General features: G+C 57.1%; 13 protein-coding genes and 1 tRNA gene. 5 read left to right on the forward strand and 9 right to left on the reverse strand.

Features of this window, described 5'->3' with window-relative positions:
* Nucleotides 1-13: 13 nt before the first annotated feature.
* Entirely contained in the window at nucleotides 14-3,475 is a 3,462-nt protein-coding gene (locus Q31a_RS09960) for a [protein-PII] uridylyltransferase family protein (RefSeq protein ID WP_145077121.1), read from the reverse strand.
* A gap of 454 nt (nucleotides 3,476-3,929) precedes the next feature.
* On the opposite strand from Q31a_RS09960, the gene Q31a_RS09965 reads away from it, so the two are divergent.
* The 3 genes from Q31a_RS09965 to Q31a_RS09975 all read left to right on the forward strand — a co-directional run bounded on the left by Q31a_RS09965 (nucleotide 3,930) and on the right by Q31a_RS09975 (nucleotide 5,840).
* Nucleotides 3,930-4,014, forward strand: a tRNA-Ser gene (locus Q31a_RS09965).
* 44 nt (nucleotides 4,015-4,058) lie between these two features.
* A complete protein-coding gene (upp, locus tag Q31a_RS09970) occupies nucleotides 4,059-4,682 on the forward strand; it encodes a uracil phosphoribosyltransferase (RefSeq protein WP_145077123.1) in 624 nt (207 codons plus the stop codon).
* 48 nt (nucleotides 4,683-4,730) lie between these two features.
* Nucleotides 4,731-5,840, forward strand: a complete 1,110-nt coding sequence (locus Q31a_RS09975) for an ADP-ribosylation factor-directed GTPase activating protein isoform b (protein ID WP_145077125.1) — start codon at nucleotides 4,731-4,733, stop codon at nucleotides 5,838-5,840.
* A gap of 23 nt (nucleotides 5,841-5,863) precedes the next feature.
* On the opposite strand, the gene trpC is transcribed toward Q31a_RS09975, so the two are convergent.
* A complete protein-coding gene (trpC, locus tag Q31a_RS09980) occupies nucleotides 5,864-6,649 on the reverse strand; it encodes an indole-3-glycerol phosphate synthase TrpC (protein WP_145077127.1) in 786 nt (261 codons plus the stop codon).
* 76 nt (nucleotides 6,650-6,725) lie between these two features.
* On the reverse strand, nucleotides 6,726-8,297 hold the full coding sequence (gene purH / locus Q31a_RS09985; RefSeq protein ID WP_145077129.1) for a bifunctional phosphoribosylaminoimidazolecarboxamide formyltransferase/IMP cyclohydrolase: 1,572 nt from the start codon (nucleotides 8,295-8,297) through the stop codon (nucleotides 6,726-6,728).
* 333 nt (nucleotides 8,298-8,630) lie between these two features.
* Here purH and rplU point away from each other — a divergent pair, with 333 nt between their 5' ends.
* A complete protein-coding gene (gene rplU, locus Q31a_RS09990) occupies nucleotides 8,631-8,945 on the forward strand; it encodes a 50S ribosomal protein L21 (protein ID WP_145077131.1) in 315 nt (104 codons plus the stop codon).
* A 446-nt stretch (nucleotides 8,946-9,391) separates the two neighbouring features.
* On the opposite strand, the gene Q31a_RS09995 is transcribed toward rplU, so the two are convergent.
* The 6 genes from Q31a_RS09995 to Q31a_RS10020 form a co-directional block, all read right to left on the reverse strand.
* On the reverse strand, nucleotides 9,392-10,393 hold the full coding sequence (locus tag Q31a_RS09995) for an ABC transporter permease subunit (protein WP_197356592.1): 1,002 nt from the start codon (nucleotides 10,391-10,393) through the stop codon (nucleotides 9,392-9,394).
* Complete coding sequence (locus Q31a_RS10000; RefSeq protein WP_145077136.1) at nucleotides 10,390-11,385, reverse strand: ABC transporter ATP-binding protein; 996 nt, start codon at nucleotides 11,383-11,385, stop codon at nucleotides 10,390-10,392. The genes Q31a_RS09995 and Q31a_RS10000 overlap by 4 nt, the downstream gene beginning before the upstream one ends.
* A 16-nt stretch (nucleotides 11,386-11,401) precedes the next feature.
* Nucleotides 11,402-12,481, reverse strand: a complete 1,080-nt coding sequence (locus Q31a_RS10005; RefSeq protein WP_145077138.1) for a mannose-1-phosphate guanylyltransferase — start codon at nucleotides 12,479-12,481, stop codon at nucleotides 11,402-11,404.
* 61 nt (nucleotides 12,482-12,542) lie between these two features.
* On the reverse strand, nucleotides 12,543-12,782 hold the full coding sequence (locus Q31a_RS10010) for a hypothetical protein (RefSeq protein ID WP_145077140.1): 240 nt from the start codon (nucleotides 12,780-12,782) through the stop codon (nucleotides 12,543-12,545).
* The gene (locus Q31a_RS10015; RefSeq protein ID WP_145077142.1) at nucleotides 12,766-14,715 is read right to left on the reverse strand and encodes a Y-family DNA polymerase; all 1,950 of its coding nucleotides are present in this window, start codon (nucleotides 14,713-14,715) and stop codon (nucleotides 12,766-12,768) included. The genes Q31a_RS10010 and Q31a_RS10015 overlap by 17 nt, the downstream gene beginning before the upstream one ends.
* Before the next feature lie 18 nt (nucleotides 14,716-14,733).
* Nucleotides 14,734-15,513 (reverse strand): ImuA family protein, encoded by a 780-nt coding sequence (locus tag Q31a_RS10020; protein WP_145077145.1) that lies wholly within the window; start codon nucleotides 15,511-15,513, stop codon nucleotides 14,734-14,736.
* 310 nt (nucleotides 15,514-15,823) lie between these two features.
* Here Q31a_RS10020 and Q31a_RS10025 point away from each other — a divergent pair, with 310 nt between their 5' ends.
* A complete protein-coding gene (locus tag Q31a_RS10025) occupies nucleotides 15,824-16,597 on the forward strand; it encodes an ATP-grasp domain-containing protein (RefSeq protein WP_145077147.1) in 774 nt (257 codons plus the stop codon).
* The last annotated feature ends 123 nt before the right edge of the window (nucleotides 16,598-16,720 follow it).

The raw sequence follows: 16,720 nt of genomic DNA on the forward strand, positions 1-16,720 counted from the left end.
AGAGCTTCAGCGTTCATTCTGATGGGGCGGGATCGGCTTCCTCTTGCGGCAAGTAGTTGGCAAAGTGGCGTTCGAAACGCGTGCGAACTGCAGCCATTCTGCTGATACATCCATCCGCCATCTGGGCGCCAGTGAGTGCGGTGGAGGGCTCTGCCTCCTGTTCCTGCCGTGTCGACTGTTGGACATGTAAAGTCGACAGAAGGAAGGCTAGGCGGTCCAATTCTTCGCTCGTTTTGGGCAATTCATGTCGCGCAGACATGTTCATCAGTCGGATTCCCGATTCTATCTGTCGCAAGAATTCATAGTCCGAAATCATGCTGGATGCCGTGGATTCGTCCAATGCACCGATGGCCTGCAATTGCTCGATTGCCAAGAGTGTGCCGGGGACCAAGCACTGTGGAGCAGTCTTGGCGTTGGCTAGCTGAAGGAATTGAACATCAAATTCGATATCCATGGTACCCCCGACGCCTCGTTTCAGATTGCAGTCGCCAGCACCTTGTTGCAATTGGTAGCGATGCTGATAGATCTCGCTGGCAGCGACGCTCGGATCGTCCACTTGTTGGAGGATCTCGCGCACACACTCCATCGCCGCTGCTTGAGCTCCCTGACTGCCCCAAATGGGACGTGCTTTGCAGAGAGCTTGTCTTTCCCAAATTTGCCCGCTCTGGTTCGCAAAATAGCGACGTAAGTCATTGATCGTGATGGCTAATTCACCGCTACGTCCCAGCGGCCTCAAGCGAACGTCGACATCGTAAAGTTTTCCCCCAGGGCCAACGCGGGTCACGGACTGGATAACTCGCTGCCCCAGTTGATTGAAGAAATGGCGATTGGTGGTGGGGGAGAACCGTCGGTCGGGTACGAGGCTGCGAGTGTAACCCTCGCCGTCAAACAGGAAGATCAGATCAATATCGCTATGGTAATTGGGCTCACGTCCACCCAGCTTTCCTACCGCGAGTACTACCAATTCTGCAGCCTCAGCCCCTTCGTGGGCCATCGTCTGCTGGGGAGCGGGAAGATCGATTCGTCCTGAGGCTGCGTCATCGGGCAAGGATTCCAGCTGAGGATTTGCTGCAGTGGGTACCGCTGGTGAACGTTCCGGTATTGAGGCAGGGGGAGTCGCCGTCGGGTAGCTGCGAACAGGCACGCCGAGCTGCCTCACCAAGCGGTGAAACTCGTGTTGGATGACTTTCTCTAAGCAGGCTTCTGCAATATCTGAGAGGGCTGCATGGGTTTCAGAAATGGTGTCTTTGCCCAGAATGTTACGCACTCCAACGCGAAGGTGCATGGAGTTCTTGAAGCTCTGCAGAATGGGACCGATATCATTGGCTCCGCGGCATAAATCATCCAGCTGGTTCGCCAGGGCGTCGCGATCGAGCAGTGAATTGAGCATCAACGAATCAAGCAATTCGTCGATCATGCCTGGATTTCCAGTGAGGATGCTGCTGAGGTAGACGCTGCCTGCACAAACGCGCACGCATAGGTCCATGGTGGCGGTGTTGGAGCTAAATAGCTCCCACAGCACCGCTTTGCCGCCGATCGACTCGCTGACGTTGGCTAGGCTAATCAGCGTCGAATCGGGACTTGGGGTCGTGGCGATGCTAGCAAGTAGCTTGGGCGCGATCGCGGCGAGGAAATGCCGACAACGGCGCGTCGAGAGAAATTTGATGGACTCGACCGCCAAGTCTTGGAGGTGACGGTAGGCGGCTTGCGTATCTTTGAACCCATACTTGCCCAGCACACTATCGATCGCCTCGGGTGTCGGCGAGGGATCGAGAATCAAATCGGTTTCGGGGGTTGCGGAAGATTCCTCATCGAAAGCCTCATGCAACAAATGCTCTAGGATTTTGCGATTTTGCTCGGTACGCTTGGCCAATTGCGAATGGAAGTCGCTGACTTGCTCTGAGAGGGAGGATGCGTCGAGCGAGGTTGAGCGGGCTGCTTGATCACCAGGGGCAGGCCGGTTGGCAGCAGCCTCTGTCGGAGATTCCTCGCGTCTAATGTCGTCTTGCCGCCGGCGATCGTCGCTGCGATCGGTGAGCCTTAGGCGCCGGACAAAGTTTTCCAGTTCCTTAGGATCACTAGGTAAAGTATGAGTCTGCCGATCGTACATGATTTGAAGGTAGTGCTCGAGCTGTCGTAGGTAGCAATAGTTTTCAGCCAGCAGGCTACCCTCCTCGCCGGTGATGCAACCGGCAACTTCCAGCTTACGCAACGCTTCAAGCGTGTTGTTGCACCGCACACGAGGTTCATCACCGCCATGCAGCAATTGCAAAAATTGCACAACGTATTCAATGTCACGAATTCCCCCGAAGCCCAGTTTTACATTGAGCAGTTCGACGCCCTGCGACCGTGCGCGATGTTCAATCCTGCGTTTCAGTGCAGCGATGCCGGCAATGTCGGCGCTCATGAGGTAACGGCGGTAGATCCAAGGTTGAAGCTGCGAGAGCAGGGCTTCTCCCAGCTCGAAGTCGCCGGCCACCACTCGGGCTTTCAAGAACGCCTGACGCTCCCAGGTGCGGCCGAGCGAGTCGTAGTAGTTGAGAGTGTCTGCAAGGTCCATGACCAAGGCACCTTGCGTGCCGTGAGGGCGAAGGCGCATGTCGACGCGATAGGCAACACCGCGGGAGGTCGATTCGCTCAAATAGCGCACCAGCAATTGGCACAAACGTTGGAAATAGTCGTCAATCGCAGCCAGCTGCTCTGCTTCGCGCCCACGTTGGATCGGTTGCCGCGGGGTGTTGTAGACGAAAACTAGATCGATATCACTGGAGTAATTGAGCTCCGCTCCTCCCAGTTTTCCGAGGGCGATGATCGCAAATTCTACGGGGGAACCGTCCTGGTGGAGTGGCCGGGGGGAGCGCTGGGACTGCTCGCGGAGAGCACCCAACAATGCAGCTTGAAGAATAGCGTCGCACAACTCGGAGATTTGTTGCGTCACTTTTTCTACCGGCTGTTGAGTGATGAAATCGCCGTAAGCGATTCGCAGCGTTTCCCGATGTCGGAAATCGCGAAGGGCGCGCATTATGCTCCGCGAGTCCCCGGCGACGTCAATTTCCGCAGCAATTTCATCTTTGAGGATTTGAACATCGACGGGGCGTCCCGCGGTCATCCTCAAGAGATCGAAGGCCTCTGAATCGGCTACCAATCGTTCCGCCATGTATTGGCTGGTGGAGAACAAGGCGAGCAATGTTTCCAGCGCATCGGGCTCACGTTCAAACAACGCGGCCCAAGATTGGGGAGATCGGGCTCCCTCCAAAAAACGACAAAGGTTGACCAAGACTCGCTCGGGATCGGCCAGACTTGGAAGCTGTTGTTCGAGTTGGTGAAGAAGGAAGTCGAAGAGGTCCGACGGCAATCCCAACGCCGCGAGTCCTGCCACATGGTGGGCTGCGGCGGTTGCGTCGGCAGTTCCGAATTTCTGCGCGATGGGTAGGAATGTGTCCGACATAATTGGTGGCGCAAGTGGAAATGGCAATATTATAGCCCCACTGTTCCTTGCAGGGCGAGTGGTCACTCTGGCCACGGTGGATGGGGTAAAACACTATAGCAATTCACTGCATAACGGCTGGTGGATCTGGGAGTCCGCCAAATGGGTAAGGCTGGATTCGCTACTGCTGTCACGCGATTCGGGGAGCATCACCAGCGTTCGCATTAAATGCGCATTGGAAACATGTGCATTGGAATCCGCAGTCCGTGAGAAGTGCAGGGGCGATTTCACTGCGAGGACGGAAAAAGTGCCTAAATCGCCTACTCGGCCTGCTGGGGCTCAATCTTAGGCTGGTTGGGCTTTCCCGCCATTTTTAGAAATCGACCTTTTTCAGGAATTGGCTGGGTGAGGCTCAGACGGGGTCGCGGAAACGGTAGCCGCTGACTAAAATCTGAACTCTAATGGACTGCGCAAATTCTTTTATTGCGCCAATTAAAATATCGGATGGGTGGCAGAGTGGTCTAATGCGGCGGTCTTGAAAACCGCTGTACCGCAAGGTACCGGGGGTTCGAATCCCTCCCCATCCGCTTTAAGGGTTCTAACCGCACTTGGCTGGTTGGTTGATGAGATTATGTCCAATGTCTGCGAAGTCCATCATCCACTCATCGCGCATCACCTAACCATTTTGCGAGATCAGGCGACTCGGCCGGCTCTCTTTCGAGACTGTGTCCGGCGTCTTTCTACCTTGTTGGCGGTATCTGCCACCGGTGACCTGTCACTCAACGATCGCAGCGTCACCACTCCCATCCAGCCGACCGGTGGTTCCGCGCTTGCCCAGCGGATAGGAATTGTGCCGATTTTGCGAGCCGGATTGGGGATGGTCGATCCACTACTGGATTTGCTACCGGATGCGGAGATCTGGCACTTGGGGATGTACCGTGATGAGGCGACGGCTCAGCCCGTTGAGTACTATTCAAAGTTGCCCCCCGGGAATCCTTGCGACGTAGGATTTGTGATTGATCCGATGTTGGCTACTGGGGGAAGTATACTATCTGCTATCGAAGCTTTGCATCGTTGGGGTTGCCAGGATGTGCGGGTGCTGAGTCTGATTGCCGCGCGGCCTGGAATCGAGCGGCTGCAGAGCGCGTTTCCGCAGGTCAAGCTGTTTGTCGCCGCCATCGATCCGGAATTGAATACCGACAATTTCATCGTGCCAGGGCTGGGCGATGCTGGTGATCGCATTTTCAATACCTGAGCTTTGCTTCCTGCGCCCTATCCCTTCTTGTGACGAGTCTTGTATTCCATGAGTCGCTTTCTCCTCGTACTAACCCCCTTCGCGTTGACTTTGCTGGCGTGTGCGCCCGGACCAGTCGCATCTACCAAGGAGCGGCTAGTCGCATGGGCCGAACTCGAGGCCGAGCTAGCGGAGCAACCCGCTGAGGAGCTGCGGGGACGCATTGCGCGTGTCTTGGAGACTGGTCGCACCGCCAGAACACTGAGTGCGAATGAAAACGCTGCTTGGCAAATCATGCACGGCGTCGCCTGCTATGGCAGCGACTTGTTGCTGCAGACGCCCGATCGCGGTGAGGTCTCAGCCGTCGAGTACGCCTTCACGGGAGGGCAGATTCATGGATTGGAAATGTATCCTGGAGTGGCCAGCTTGCCGGCGACTGGCCAGCCCGGCTTGCAGGCTCGATTAGAGCCGGGGAGCTATATCGGGCAGGGGCATGTCGACCAATGGATTGCCATCTGTGCGATGGCAGACCTGCCGCTGGAGACTCCTATTCAACTAGGCAGTCAGCAGTACTCTCTGGAGTCCTGGGTTCGGCAGGCTCAATATGACGCGACTCAGGGGCTGTTGGCCGAGTATGGTTGGACTCTGATCGCGCTGACTCACTACCTGCCGCAAGAACCCCAATGGAAGATCTCAACTGGGCAGACTGTTTCCTGGGAGCAATTGGTCGATCATGAAGTGCGGCAAGGTCTCGAAAGCACCGCTTGCGGCGGAACGCACCGCTTGGCTGGGATTGTTCGGGCATTGCGTGCTAAGGAGAATCTGGGCCTGCCGGATACGGCAGTTTGGCAGCGTGCGAGGGCAATGGTGGATGGCTGCATCGAGGATGCCCGGCTAAACCGAGGCGCCGATGGCAGGCTCTCCAGCTACTACTTCGAACGGCCCGGCGGTACGCTGGATGCAACCGCCGAATTGGCCAGCGCGGGGCATGTCATTGAATTCCTCGCCCTGGCGCTACCGACGGAGCAGGAATTGGCCGCTCCCTGGGTCGAGGTTTCCGTGAATCGTCTGTGCAGCTTGCTGGAAGCTACCTCGGCAACGGAGATGGACTGCGGAGCGCTCTACCACGGGCTCAACGGGCTGAGAATCTACCAAGAACGTCGCTTCGGCGTTAGATAGCGCCGAATGGACAAGGTGGATCGTTAGGATTTTCCTAAGAGTGCTCGCGTTGCCGACGCAATGTTTGGCTGCCGCATCAGGGACTCGCCGACCAGCATGGCTTGGACCCCTTTGTCCTGCAGGAGTTTCGCATCCTCGTAGCAGGTAATGCCACTTTCACCGACTAGAATTTTGTCGTCGGGAACCTGCTTTCGCATGGCGAGCGTGTGCTGCAGGTCAACCTTGAATGTGTTGAGGTCTCGGTTATTCACGCCGACGATGTCGGTGCCCGTGTTAAGTACGTTGTCGAGGTTCGCTGGCAAGTAGAATTCCACCAACGCAAACATTCCCAATTCTCGGGTGAGTTGGTAGAGGCCTCGCAATTCTTGGCGGTTGAGGCATTCGGCGATCAGCAGAATTGCATCGGCACCCGCCACGCGGGCTTCGAAGATCTGGTAGGGGTGGACGATAAAGTCCTTGCGCAGGACCGGGATTTGGACAGCTTGGGAAACCGCCGAAAGGTAATCCAGAGAGCCTTGGAAATACTCCTGATCGGTCAGTACGCTGAGGCAGGACGCGCCTGCCTCTTCGTAGGCTTGGGCAATTGCCACAGGATCGAAATCTTGGCGAATGACACCTTTGGAGGGGCTCGCTTTTTTGACTTCTGCGATCAAGCGAATAGGGGGACCTCCTTGCAGTGGTGCTAGAAAGTCACGAGCCGGTTGCGCTGCATCAGCCGCTTTCATGAGATCGCGCAGGGGGCGAGCGCGAATGGCTGCTTCGACTTCTTTTTTCTTGGATGCTACGATCTTTTGCAGAATTTCTGCCATCGGGGGGCTTTCCGTGGAATCAAGGCGCGGCGCATGAGTGGGGAGCAACAAACAGAGGCTGCTTAGGGGCTAGAAGCTAGTGTTTGAAGTGTCGCACTCCGGTAAAGACCATGGAGATGCCATGCTCGTTGCAAGCGGCTATGGATTCATCATCCCGACGCGAACCACCCGGTTGAATGATTGCCGCCACGCCCGCTTCGGCCGCGGCGTGAATGGAATCGGGGAACGGGAAAAATGCATCCGAGGCGAGTACGCTTCCGGCGGCGCGATCCCCAGCCTTGCGAATTGCGATTTCAACGCTATCGACACGACTCATTTGTCCTGCCCCAACGCCGATCAAGGAGGTGTCCCGTCCCAGCACGATGGCATTGCTCTTCACATGTCGCACCATTTCCCAGGCAAACAGGAGGTCGTCCCACAGCGAATCTTCCACTGGCGCGTCTGTCACCGTCCTCCACTGGCTTTGGAAGGCTGGCAAGGTATCTGCTTCTTGGACTAGGGCACCGCCGGCCAAAAAGCGAATGGTGCGTTCGGGGGCGAGCGGAAGCAGGTGCCCGACTTGCATCAGCCGAACATTGTCTTTCCATTTGGGACGAGTCGTCAGAATACCCACGGCGCCGGCTTCGAAGTCAGGGGCGATGATCGCTTCAATGAAGCGGTTGGGTTCGACGAGTAGTTCGGCCGTTTCAACGTCCAGTGTACGATTGAAGCTGAGCACGCTACCAAAGGCACTGACGGGATCTCCATCGAGTGCTTTGCTGGCTGCCAAGGCGAGTTTTGTGGAGGTCGCTGCGCCACAGGGATTATTGTGCTTGATGACCACGGCGGCGGGCTGCGTAAAGCTCTTGGCAATGGAAAGCGCGCTGTCCAGGTCCAACAAGTTGTTGTAGGAAAGTTCCTTACCATGCACCTGGCGTGCGTTGACAACGCTCGCTCCGGAATCGCGAGGAATGCGATAGACGGCTGCCTTCTGGTGCGGATTCTCGCCATACCTCAGCTGTGTTTTGCGTTCGAGTTGAACGGTCAGATCCGATGGGAATTCATTGCTGCCCGACTCGGCCCTAAAGTACTCAGAGATGGCCAGGTCATAGCTGCACGTCATCGCAAACGCTTCTTCAGCCATTTTGCGACGCAGGGCCAAGGTGGTCGCCTTGTCCGACTCGATGCTCGACAGGATCGCGCTGTACTGCTCGGGGCGGGTCGCCACGGTGACCCACTGGTGATTCTTGGCAGCCGCCCGAATCAAGCTCGGCCCGCCAATATCGATTTGTTCAATCGCCTCTTCACGCGTGACCCCCTTGCGGGCAATCGTGGCGGCGAAGGGATAGAGGTTTACGACCACGAGCTCAAAGCCGACGATATTCTCGTCCTGCATTGAATTCAGATCTTCCAGGTTGTCACGCCGGCCGAGAATGCCACCGAAGATCTTGGGGTGGAGCGTCTTCACGCGACCATCCATCATTTCCGGAAAACCGGTGTATTCCGCCACATCGATCGAGTCGATGTTATGATCCGAAAGGTGGCGTCGCGTGCCGCCGGTGGAGTAGATTTCAACTCCACAAGCTACTAAGCCAGCCGCAAAATCGACGAGGCCCATCTTGTCACTAACACTGATCAACGCGCGTCGAATTGGTCTATTTTCAGGCACCGAGATGCAGCTCTATCAATGGGGTTGCGGAAATGGAAGCGAACCTGTCCAACAGTAAGGTCACCACTGTATTCAAGGCCACCACTGTAAGGCCGACAGAGCAGGGGTCAAGGCGATTCATTGCTTAGGATCGCACTTCCGCCCTAATTGGTCCCGATGTGGGAACGGATATGACGGCCAGCAATAAAATATTGCTAGCTTCAAATATTGATCTTGGACCAACTTTAGGGCTCGACGTTTGGCTCAATGTCGGGTATTTTACCCGATTCTCTCCGGCACGACGCTGGGAAACCTATTGCATTTTGAGACATTTTGACGAGTTCGGAAACTGATATGTACGCCATAATTGTTGACGGCGGTCGCCAGTACAAAGTAACGGCTGGCCAGCGAGTAGATATTGACCTCCGTAAGGATGTCGCCACTGGAGACACTCTGGAGTTCTCGCAAGTCCTCGCTATTGGTGGCGATGAAGGACTCAAGCTTGGATCGCCTGCAATTGACGGTGCTAAAGTTACCGCCAAAGTCATCGGTGTTGAGATGGGTGACAAGATTTACATCGAGAAGTTCCACCGCCGTAAGAACTACCAACGCCGAAATGGCCACCGCCAGCAGTACACTCGCGTTGAAATCGCTGAAATCGCCGGTTAGGTCGCCAGCTTCCGCTGGAGGAGCAAGGGGTGGCCCGATTGGCCAAGTATTGCCCCTGCGAACCAGTCGATAGTTACAAGAGGCAGATCTCCAACGTTTGCACCCGATCGTAATCCCATCGCATTACGGTTGGGTTTTCTATTGCGCCTCCAGATTGTGTTCTCCAGGGGGTACCCGTCCACGCCGCCGCGGTGCCCTCGGAAATCGCAAATCCAGCCACCGCCCACCCGTAGCGTGGCCCTACCCGGGCCGTGACTCCCCTCTAGTAGCATGGTCCCCCGGGCCGTGGCTTCCTATTAGTAACACGCCCCCCCGGGCCGTGACCTTCGCATGCCCCACTGTCCCCAGTCCCGTCTCAAAAAACGCTGTTGCGTTCCCTCTGCTCCCTCAAAGCCGCCTCTTTCAATACCTTTGGGCCCTCCGGCTGTCTCAATTGCTGGCGGTTTCTAGAGTGGCGGTGCTAGATCGCGGCGTTCAAAGCACTGGACTGCCGCGAGCAGCATGGCTCCGCCAAGACCCAGGAGGAGCAGTGGTAGGGCGGCGGGACCGAGCATTTCGAATGGCCAGCTCGCCTGCAGAGCTCCCGCCTCTAGTGTGCGGCTGTTGGGGGAGAGTAGCCACCACGCGCGACTGGCATCTTGCCGAGCGAGTTGGACGATAGCGTCGGGTTGGTAGAGCGAAAGAAAGGTAAAGCGTCCTGCGAGCTCAGTGGCGGAGGTGGCTTTGCTGAGCAGCAATAGTAGGAATTGCGAGATGTAGATGCCAAGCACCACTCCAATGGTCCGCCAGCGGTAGCGATCAATACTGCTGCACAAGATCGACAGGCAGAGTATGACAAAGCCGAGCCCAAATAGGTTGAGGCAAGGCATGGCGTAGAGAGCTGCATCCACTTTCTCGGATAGTGGGACCGCTACTTCCTCTGGACTTCCGAGGGTGATTGGAATTTGAAGTGGCAGGAAGGGGATGTTGAGCTGCATTTCTGCCGCCACGGTCTCCCGCACGGTATTGATTTGGATGGCGCTGTAGAGAGCCAACCAGATCACGCCGCAAAGCCCCGCTAGTCCAAGAGTTGTCATGGCAGCATGCGTAAGCAGTAGTCGGCAGCGTGAAATGGGGTGGGCTAGCAGCATTTCCATGGTGCCGCGACTGAGCTCACCGCTTACCACGTCCGAGCCGCGAGCGACGCACCAGAGAAGGATGCTTAGCGTGAGGAGAGGTTCGTTGAGAGTCATGGCTATGGCCCCGGAGTGAGTCAGTAGTTGCTCAAGAGGGACTGGCATGAACTTCTCAAACGGCTTCAGTTGCTGCAGGAAGGGTTCGAACTGCTGTAGGTCGAATTGGCAAACGATCCACACGCGTCCCATGCAGAAGACGGTCAAGAGAATTGCGCACGCTAGGAATAGGGGGTATGATTCATGGATGTACTTTTTGATGAGCAAGCGGGTCAATTCGACGGCTCCTGGACAGGGGGAACAGCCTGATTGGTTGGGGTGCTGAGGTGTCGATCGTAGATGCTGCGAATACCCGCCCGCTCGATTTTCAATTCGCACAAGGCTGGCCAATTGGCTTGCAGGTCGGCTAGCCATGGTAGCCAGTCGCGGCCAGAACCGTTGAGCTGCAAGAGGAGCTTGGCAGCGGGCTCGCCATTTGGTTGAGGGGCGTTGCGCGTGGTGGTGACCAGTTGGCAAAACTTTACAAAAGGTGGGTAAGTTGCCTCATCTCGTAGCGAGAGGGGCAGTTCCGCAGGGCCGTTGTGCTTGGATACCAGGGCCTGGACGGAGTGCAAGCTCGCCAGTTCGTCCAGGCGGTGTTGGGCGACGATTGAACCTGAACGCATGATGGCAGCTTCGTCACAGGTGCTGTCGATATCGGAAAAGATATGGGAGGAGAGCACGACCGTTTGGCCATGGCTGCGCGCCTCGCGAACTAAATCCAGGACTGAGGCGGTAACGGCCGGGTCGAGGTTGGCCGTCGGTTCATCCAGGATGACGACCGGGGCGCGGTTGCCCAGTACGATCGCCAGCGCCAGCTTTTGACGCATGCCTGTCGACATGAATGCCACGCGCCGAGAGACGTCTAGGTCGAGTCGTTGCGCAACTGCTTGCGATCGGAGCAGTGAGCCGCAGGGGTGGAGTTCGGCAAACATCTCAAGGATTCGCGAGCCACGCATTGAGCGGTAGAGTCTCGCATCGCCGGGAAGGTAGGCGACCTGCTGCCGGACTTGCAGACTGTGGTGCAAAATGTTGTACCCGCAAACGGCCCCCTGTCCGGACGTGGGGCGGACAAAGCCCAGCAGGGAGCGTAGCAAGGTTGATTTGCCGGCGCCGTTGGGGCCCAGCAAGCCAAATACGATGCCTTGGGGGACCTGCAAATTGCAATCCACCAACGAGTGGACTTCGCCAAATCGCTTGGATAGGCGGTTGGTTTCAATTGCCCACACGAGGCGTGTGTCCTTTTTAGAGGAACTCGGTCCAGTCTCGGGCCTGCAGTTGCTTCACGACTTCGCGCACCCGTTCTTCCTCTTGTTTAGGAGCGATTAGAGTGGCGTTGTCGGTGTGCACGACGATCATGTCCTGCATTCCTATGGTGACCAGTAGGTGGTCTTCTTTGCCCATGACGATCATGCGTTGCGACTGGATGGGCAGGTACTTTCCGCGTACGCAGTTGCCTTGTTCATCGGGCTCGGTCAGTCGTCCGATGGCTTGCCAACTGCCTACGTCGTCCCACTGGAAGGGAGCCTCGATTACGGCAACATCTGGATAGCGTTCCATGACAGCGTAATCGATGGAGCGGCCATCGATTTTCTCGAATTCACGCTGCAGGGTGACTGGAAAACTGGGGGTGCCCATGGCCGCCGAGATTGCATCGATTCGTTTCATCATCGCGGGCTCGTAGCGACGCAAGGCCTCTAGGATGGTGGCAGCACGCCACATGAAGATGCCACTGTTCCAGTCGTAGGCTCCGGAGGTCACATATTGTTCCGCGGTCTGCTGGTTGGGTTTTTCTCGAAATGAAGCCACGCGGAATGCTTTGGGGACGCCAGCGTCGGTGATGGCCTCGCCTCGCTGAACGTAGCCGAACGACTCGGCGGCATAGCTGGGGCGAATGCCGAAGGTGACGATGCGATCGGGCGACTGTTCGAGCAGCTTCATGCCACTCCGCATGCAGTTCTGGAATTGCTCGTCGGTGTCGATCACGTGATCCGCAGGCAGAACCAGCATGACACCATTGGGATCGGCGTTGGCAATGAGCGAGGCGGCCAACGCAATGCAGGCCGCGGTATCGCGTTTCATCGGTTCCCCCACAATTTGTTCCGGGGGGACCTCCGGCATTTGCTGGCGGACTTGTTCCACCAAATGCTGATTGGTCATCACTAAAGTTTGTTCCGCGGAAACTAACCCCTGGAGTCGATCCATGGTGGTTTGCAGCATCGTTTTGTCCCCGACCAACTTCAGTAGCTGCTTGGGGTAACTATTGCGACTTGCTGGCCAAAATCGAGTTCCCGACCCACCTGCCATGATTACCGCATGTAACACTACCGTCTCCCTGTACGTTGCTGAGCATCCAGTTGTCGTTTTCCAGTCGTCGCTTCTTGGTCTACCAGTGCGAGTTCTGGGCGGCTCCCAACCGTTGGATGGGGGGAGCGATGATCGTTCGCGGTCCGCACACCAATAACTCTGGCGGTGCCGGATCAGCATTGTAGTCTAAGAGTGGACATTGAAACACGGCCTTAGACGGATCGGCAGATTCCGAGGGAATGGGAGCCGAGAGGAGTGTTTTCGGCAATCCGCATGGTGGAGGAAACTCGCGAAATACTGGCTCAGTCGAATAGGCCATGGAGGTACCAATAGTTGGTCTTCAAGTCTCGGTAGACCCACCACCAGCTACCGCGAGTGGTCGTGAGGCGAAAGTACTCGCGTCGCGCGCTGGGACCACGCCACCAGCCACTTTCCAACCGTTCGGGCCCGATGGAGTGCACGACCGTGTGCCAGCTTCCTTGATACTTAAATTGCCAAGCTGGAGTGGTCCCGGCCGCAGCGGTGCTGCTTGGTGCGCGGTGTTCGGACACGGAGGGGGCACTTTGTGCAACGCCCCTGTGGCCGATGCTGTTGATGTCCGCTGGGACGTGTTGCCGAACTTCAATTGGTACCGCTGGGGATAGAAGATGAGTGGGACGCCGCAAGGGATCCTCGCGCGATGGTTCCGCTCGCTGCCGAGAGATCCGCGAGCTGAGCTTGCGCAGCGCATCTTGCTCGGTGCCATCTGGTCGTCGGCCAGTTAGGGGCTCAAGCGTATAAGCTAATTCGGGTTGCACATCTCTTTTCACGCGAGCTCGCAACACTTGTGCGCGTCCCAAGCGACTGCTTAGGGTGTCGATCAAGCGTCCCATCTGTTGCCGATTGTCGGCTTCGGCGACGGCAAATAGTTCGCTTTGCCGCCACTTCATCGGCGCCGTTAGCGTCGCTTGCAGGCAAACTCTCCCCAGAGGCGCCGCGACTTGGTTGCGGAAGTGTTGCTCTAGTTGTCCGACGAGCAACCTTTGCAAATGCTCCGCTTCGTTGGTTGGACGGAAGAGCCCCAGTTGGAGCAATTGCGGTGTGGTGTCGACAAAGTCGAGGCGGCAGACGATTCGCAAAGCCCCCTCGCCTCGCTTTACCAATCGCTTGGCGAGTTCCAGGTTGAGCTGGCGAACGACTTCCACGATGGTCTCGTGGTGCTGCGTGGGGAACTCAAGGGTTTGCTCCAAGCTCCAATCGGGTTGCCCATGCAAAGTGATTATGGATTCCTCGATCTTGCCAAACAGTTGATCGAGTCGAGTGAGCAAGGGTTGGCCGAGGCGCGAGGCCATGCCATCGCGTGGTAATTGTCCCAATTGGCCAATGTTTCGAATTCCGAGACGCTGCAGTGCGTCCAGAGTTGCCTGCTCTAGCCGAAGGGCTGCAAGCGGATAGCGGTTCAAAACATCGGTGGCCGTTTCCGGAGAGGCGATATAGTAGCGGCAGGGAGGAGGAGGGGGGGCGGAGGTAGCCGCGGACTGCGAGTCGCTGTCTGCTGTCGAGGGGGGGGCGAGTTCCGGTGGCAGGGGGAGCAGTGAGTACATGGGACGGCCAGCGCGAGCTTCGCGGGTTGCGTAATTGGCAAAGGCCCAGGCCGTGGCCACGTTTCCGGCGAGCCCCAGGCAGCCAAAATAGTGCTGTTGGGAAAGCCACTTCGCTACCGATTTCAACAAAGCCAGCTCGCCACCAAACAGATTGGCGATTCCACTGACGTCTAGCAGGATGACTTCGGGGTGCAGTTGTGTGCGGCCCGCCCAGCGCTTTTTGTCGAGCGTTTCGAGCCCAACGAGCGGGCTAAACTGCTGAGCCTGTTCAACGAGTTGGCATAGAGTTTCCAGGTCCTCGGACGGGTCGTGTTCGCGGACGGTGGCATCGACCACTGCAGTGGCCTCCGATAGACGCATGCCGGGCTGAATTCCCTGTGCCCGAGCCGCGAGATTCGCAGCTGCAATAATCAAGCCTCGGCGTGCATCGCGGATGGAAAGGAGGAGCGGGGCGCTGGCCAGGCGTGGCTCGAGTGCTTGCACCCGCTGGATCGACCAGTTGGGAAGCCAGATGCACAGCACTCGCTTCTCTCCCGCTTGCTTTCCAGAGTTTTGGTCGGCGAGCAGGCAGGCGGGCTGAACCGTCTCGGCCGCCCTAGTCTCGGGTGCCCCTGCCTTGGGGGATTGCGCAGGCGATAATGATTCCTGGGCGGTAAGATTGGGATCCATGGGAATATTCTGCTCGCATCAGCCAGCTAGTGGCCGTGCGCGACGGGCAGGAGTAGCAGGCAGGATGTTGGCAGGCAGGGGAGAAACGCCGCGGCGTTTCTCGATGGCCGAGATCTTGCCTGTGCCAGAGTCGATTTGCAGACCCACGATTGCTCCTGCTTTCCCACCCCGGACACGCGCTAGCTGGACTTGTAAACGTCGATTCGACGAGGAGGCGGAGCGAACGAGCCACTGGACCTCCGCCCAACTGGGTTGATGACGTGCGGTGGCACTGCGCAGCAGTAGGGCTATGCCACCGCCTATCTCGGCAGCGAGTTGCAAGCGTCGAGCCGCCCGATCATCGATCCGGTCGAATTCGGCCACCACGGCTGCTACCGCCGAGGTCCGCAGCGCCTGGTCGGCAGCCCAGAGCGCATCGGCGCGAGACTCGGGGCGGACCAAAATTACCTGCTTCAGATCAATTCCACGGCTGGCAAGCGCTGGTGGATAAATGCGGTGTTGCGTATCGATCACCACCAGAAAACGCTGTTTGTCCTGTAGGGCTTCCGAGGCTGCGGCAAGCGCTAGTTGGGTAGCGCCACAAGCTGGGGTTAAACGCAGGTATTCCACGACGCTGCCAGGTAGGTAGCCCTTCTGGGGTAAACATTCGTCCAGCGGTTGGCAACCGGTGCTAAGTGCCTGTGTTTCTTGATGCCTGCGATGGGATGTTTCTAGCTGCTGAATATCGCGAGTGAGCCGCTGTAGGACTTGCGTTTGCTCCGGGGGCTTCTCTGGCGAGCAGTGGTGCGTGGTATGCATCCTGTATATCCTTTCCGCCAGAGGTGGGTAAAAGAGCGTCTCAAGGGTAGAGTAGTCATTCAATGCTAGCAAACGAAGCGTTGCGGAACAATGATTTTCCCTTTATGGCGGGCACTCCAGACACCTTCGGTCCCGGGCCCGGCCCAAAAGCAGAGAATTTTGCGAGTACCGCAAAACACTACGGACAAGGACAACCATCATCAAAACGGCACGCTTTCAAATCTGCGCCTACCTAACGCTCCAGCATCCAGAGGGCTATTTCTTCCATGATTCACTAACCCATGCACCGTTAAAAGAGCGGGGCTGGCAGGTGCAAGATGTGGTCTGGGATGAACCCAATACTGACTGGACACAGTTTGATGCCGTCGTCATCCGCTCCCCTTGGGGCTATCAACGCAATCCCCAAAAGTTCTTACAGACACTTAGGGAAATTGAAGCGGTGGGGACGCCCCTGCTCAATCCACTTCGCATCTGCCAATGGAATATCGACAAAAACTACTTGCGAAAACTTGGGGAACAAGGACATCCCATCGTTCCGACCCTATGGTTCAATCGCCTTGCAGCGGACGAACTGCCGCACATCTTTGAGCAACTAGGCTCGGCACAAATCGTCGTCAAGCCCACCGTAGGAGCGGGGGCCGAAGACACGTATTCTCTCAATCGCGACGATCCCCTGGGGTGGCAGGCGGCGCTTGACGCCTTTGCACTGTCGCCATTGATGGTGCAACCCTTTGTGCAGTCTGTGGTGACGCATGGCGAATTCTCCTTAATCTATTTTGGCGGACGGTTTAGTCATGCCATTGTGAAAAAGCCGAAACCCAAAGATTTTCGCGTCCAAGAGGAGCATGGTGGTGCGCTGAACGCCATCGAGGCTGACACGGAATTGTTGCGTGCGGCAGAGGGGATTCTCTCTACGGTGGGCCAGAAGTTGCTTTACGCACGGGTCGATCTGGTGCTTTTAGAAGATGGCGCGCCAGCCCTGATGGAACTAGAACTCATTGAACCATCGCTGTACTTTTCGTATGCACCACTCGCGGCAACGCGATTTGCGGAAACCTTGGTGGAAATGCTTGCGGATTTCTAACGCAGGACAACTCGTCGGCAGTAAAATTTATCTGGGGCCCTTGCGCTGGCTTTAGAGTGGAGCGGGGTTGCAATGCTACCGCGAAGCTTGCGTCTCCAATCGCGCTGTCGCGGCAAGCGTCAC

Origin of the sequence: Aureliella helgolandensis, from assembly GCF_007752135.1 — a bacterium.
Taxonomy (GTDB): domain Bacteria; phylum Planctomycetota; class Planctomycetia; order Pirellulales; family Pirellulaceae; genus Aureliella; species Aureliella helgolandensis.

Bases quoted from the DNA above. Each gene is read 5' to 3' on its own strand.
- rplU (WP_145077131.1), top strand. From the start codon at position 8,631: ATGTACGCCATAATTGTTGACGGCGGTCGCCAGTACAAAGTAACGGCT.
- Q31a_RS10010 (WP_145077140.1), bottom strand. From the start codon at position 12,782: ATGGCCTATTCGACTGAGCCAGTATTTCGCGAGTTTCCTCCACCATGC.
- Q31a_RS10020 (WP_145077145.1), bottom strand. From the start codon at position 15,513: ATGCATACCACGCACCACTGCTCGCCAGAGAAGCCCCCGGAGCAAACG.
- upp (WP_145077123.1), top strand. From the start codon at position 4,059: ATGTCCAATGTCTGCGAAGTCCATCATCCACTCATCGCGCATCACCTA.
- Q31a_RS09975 (WP_145077125.1), top strand. From the start codon at position 4,731: ATGAGTCGCTTTCTCCTCGTACTAACCCCCTTCGCGTTGACTTTGCTG.
- trpC (WP_145077127.1), bottom strand. From the start codon at position 6,649: ATGGCAGAAATTCTGCAAAAGATCGTAGCATCCAAGAAAAAAGAAGTC.
- Q31a_RS10015 (WP_145077142.1), bottom strand. From the start codon at position 14,715: ATGGATCCCAATCTTACCGCCCAGGAATCATTATCGCCTGCGCAATCC.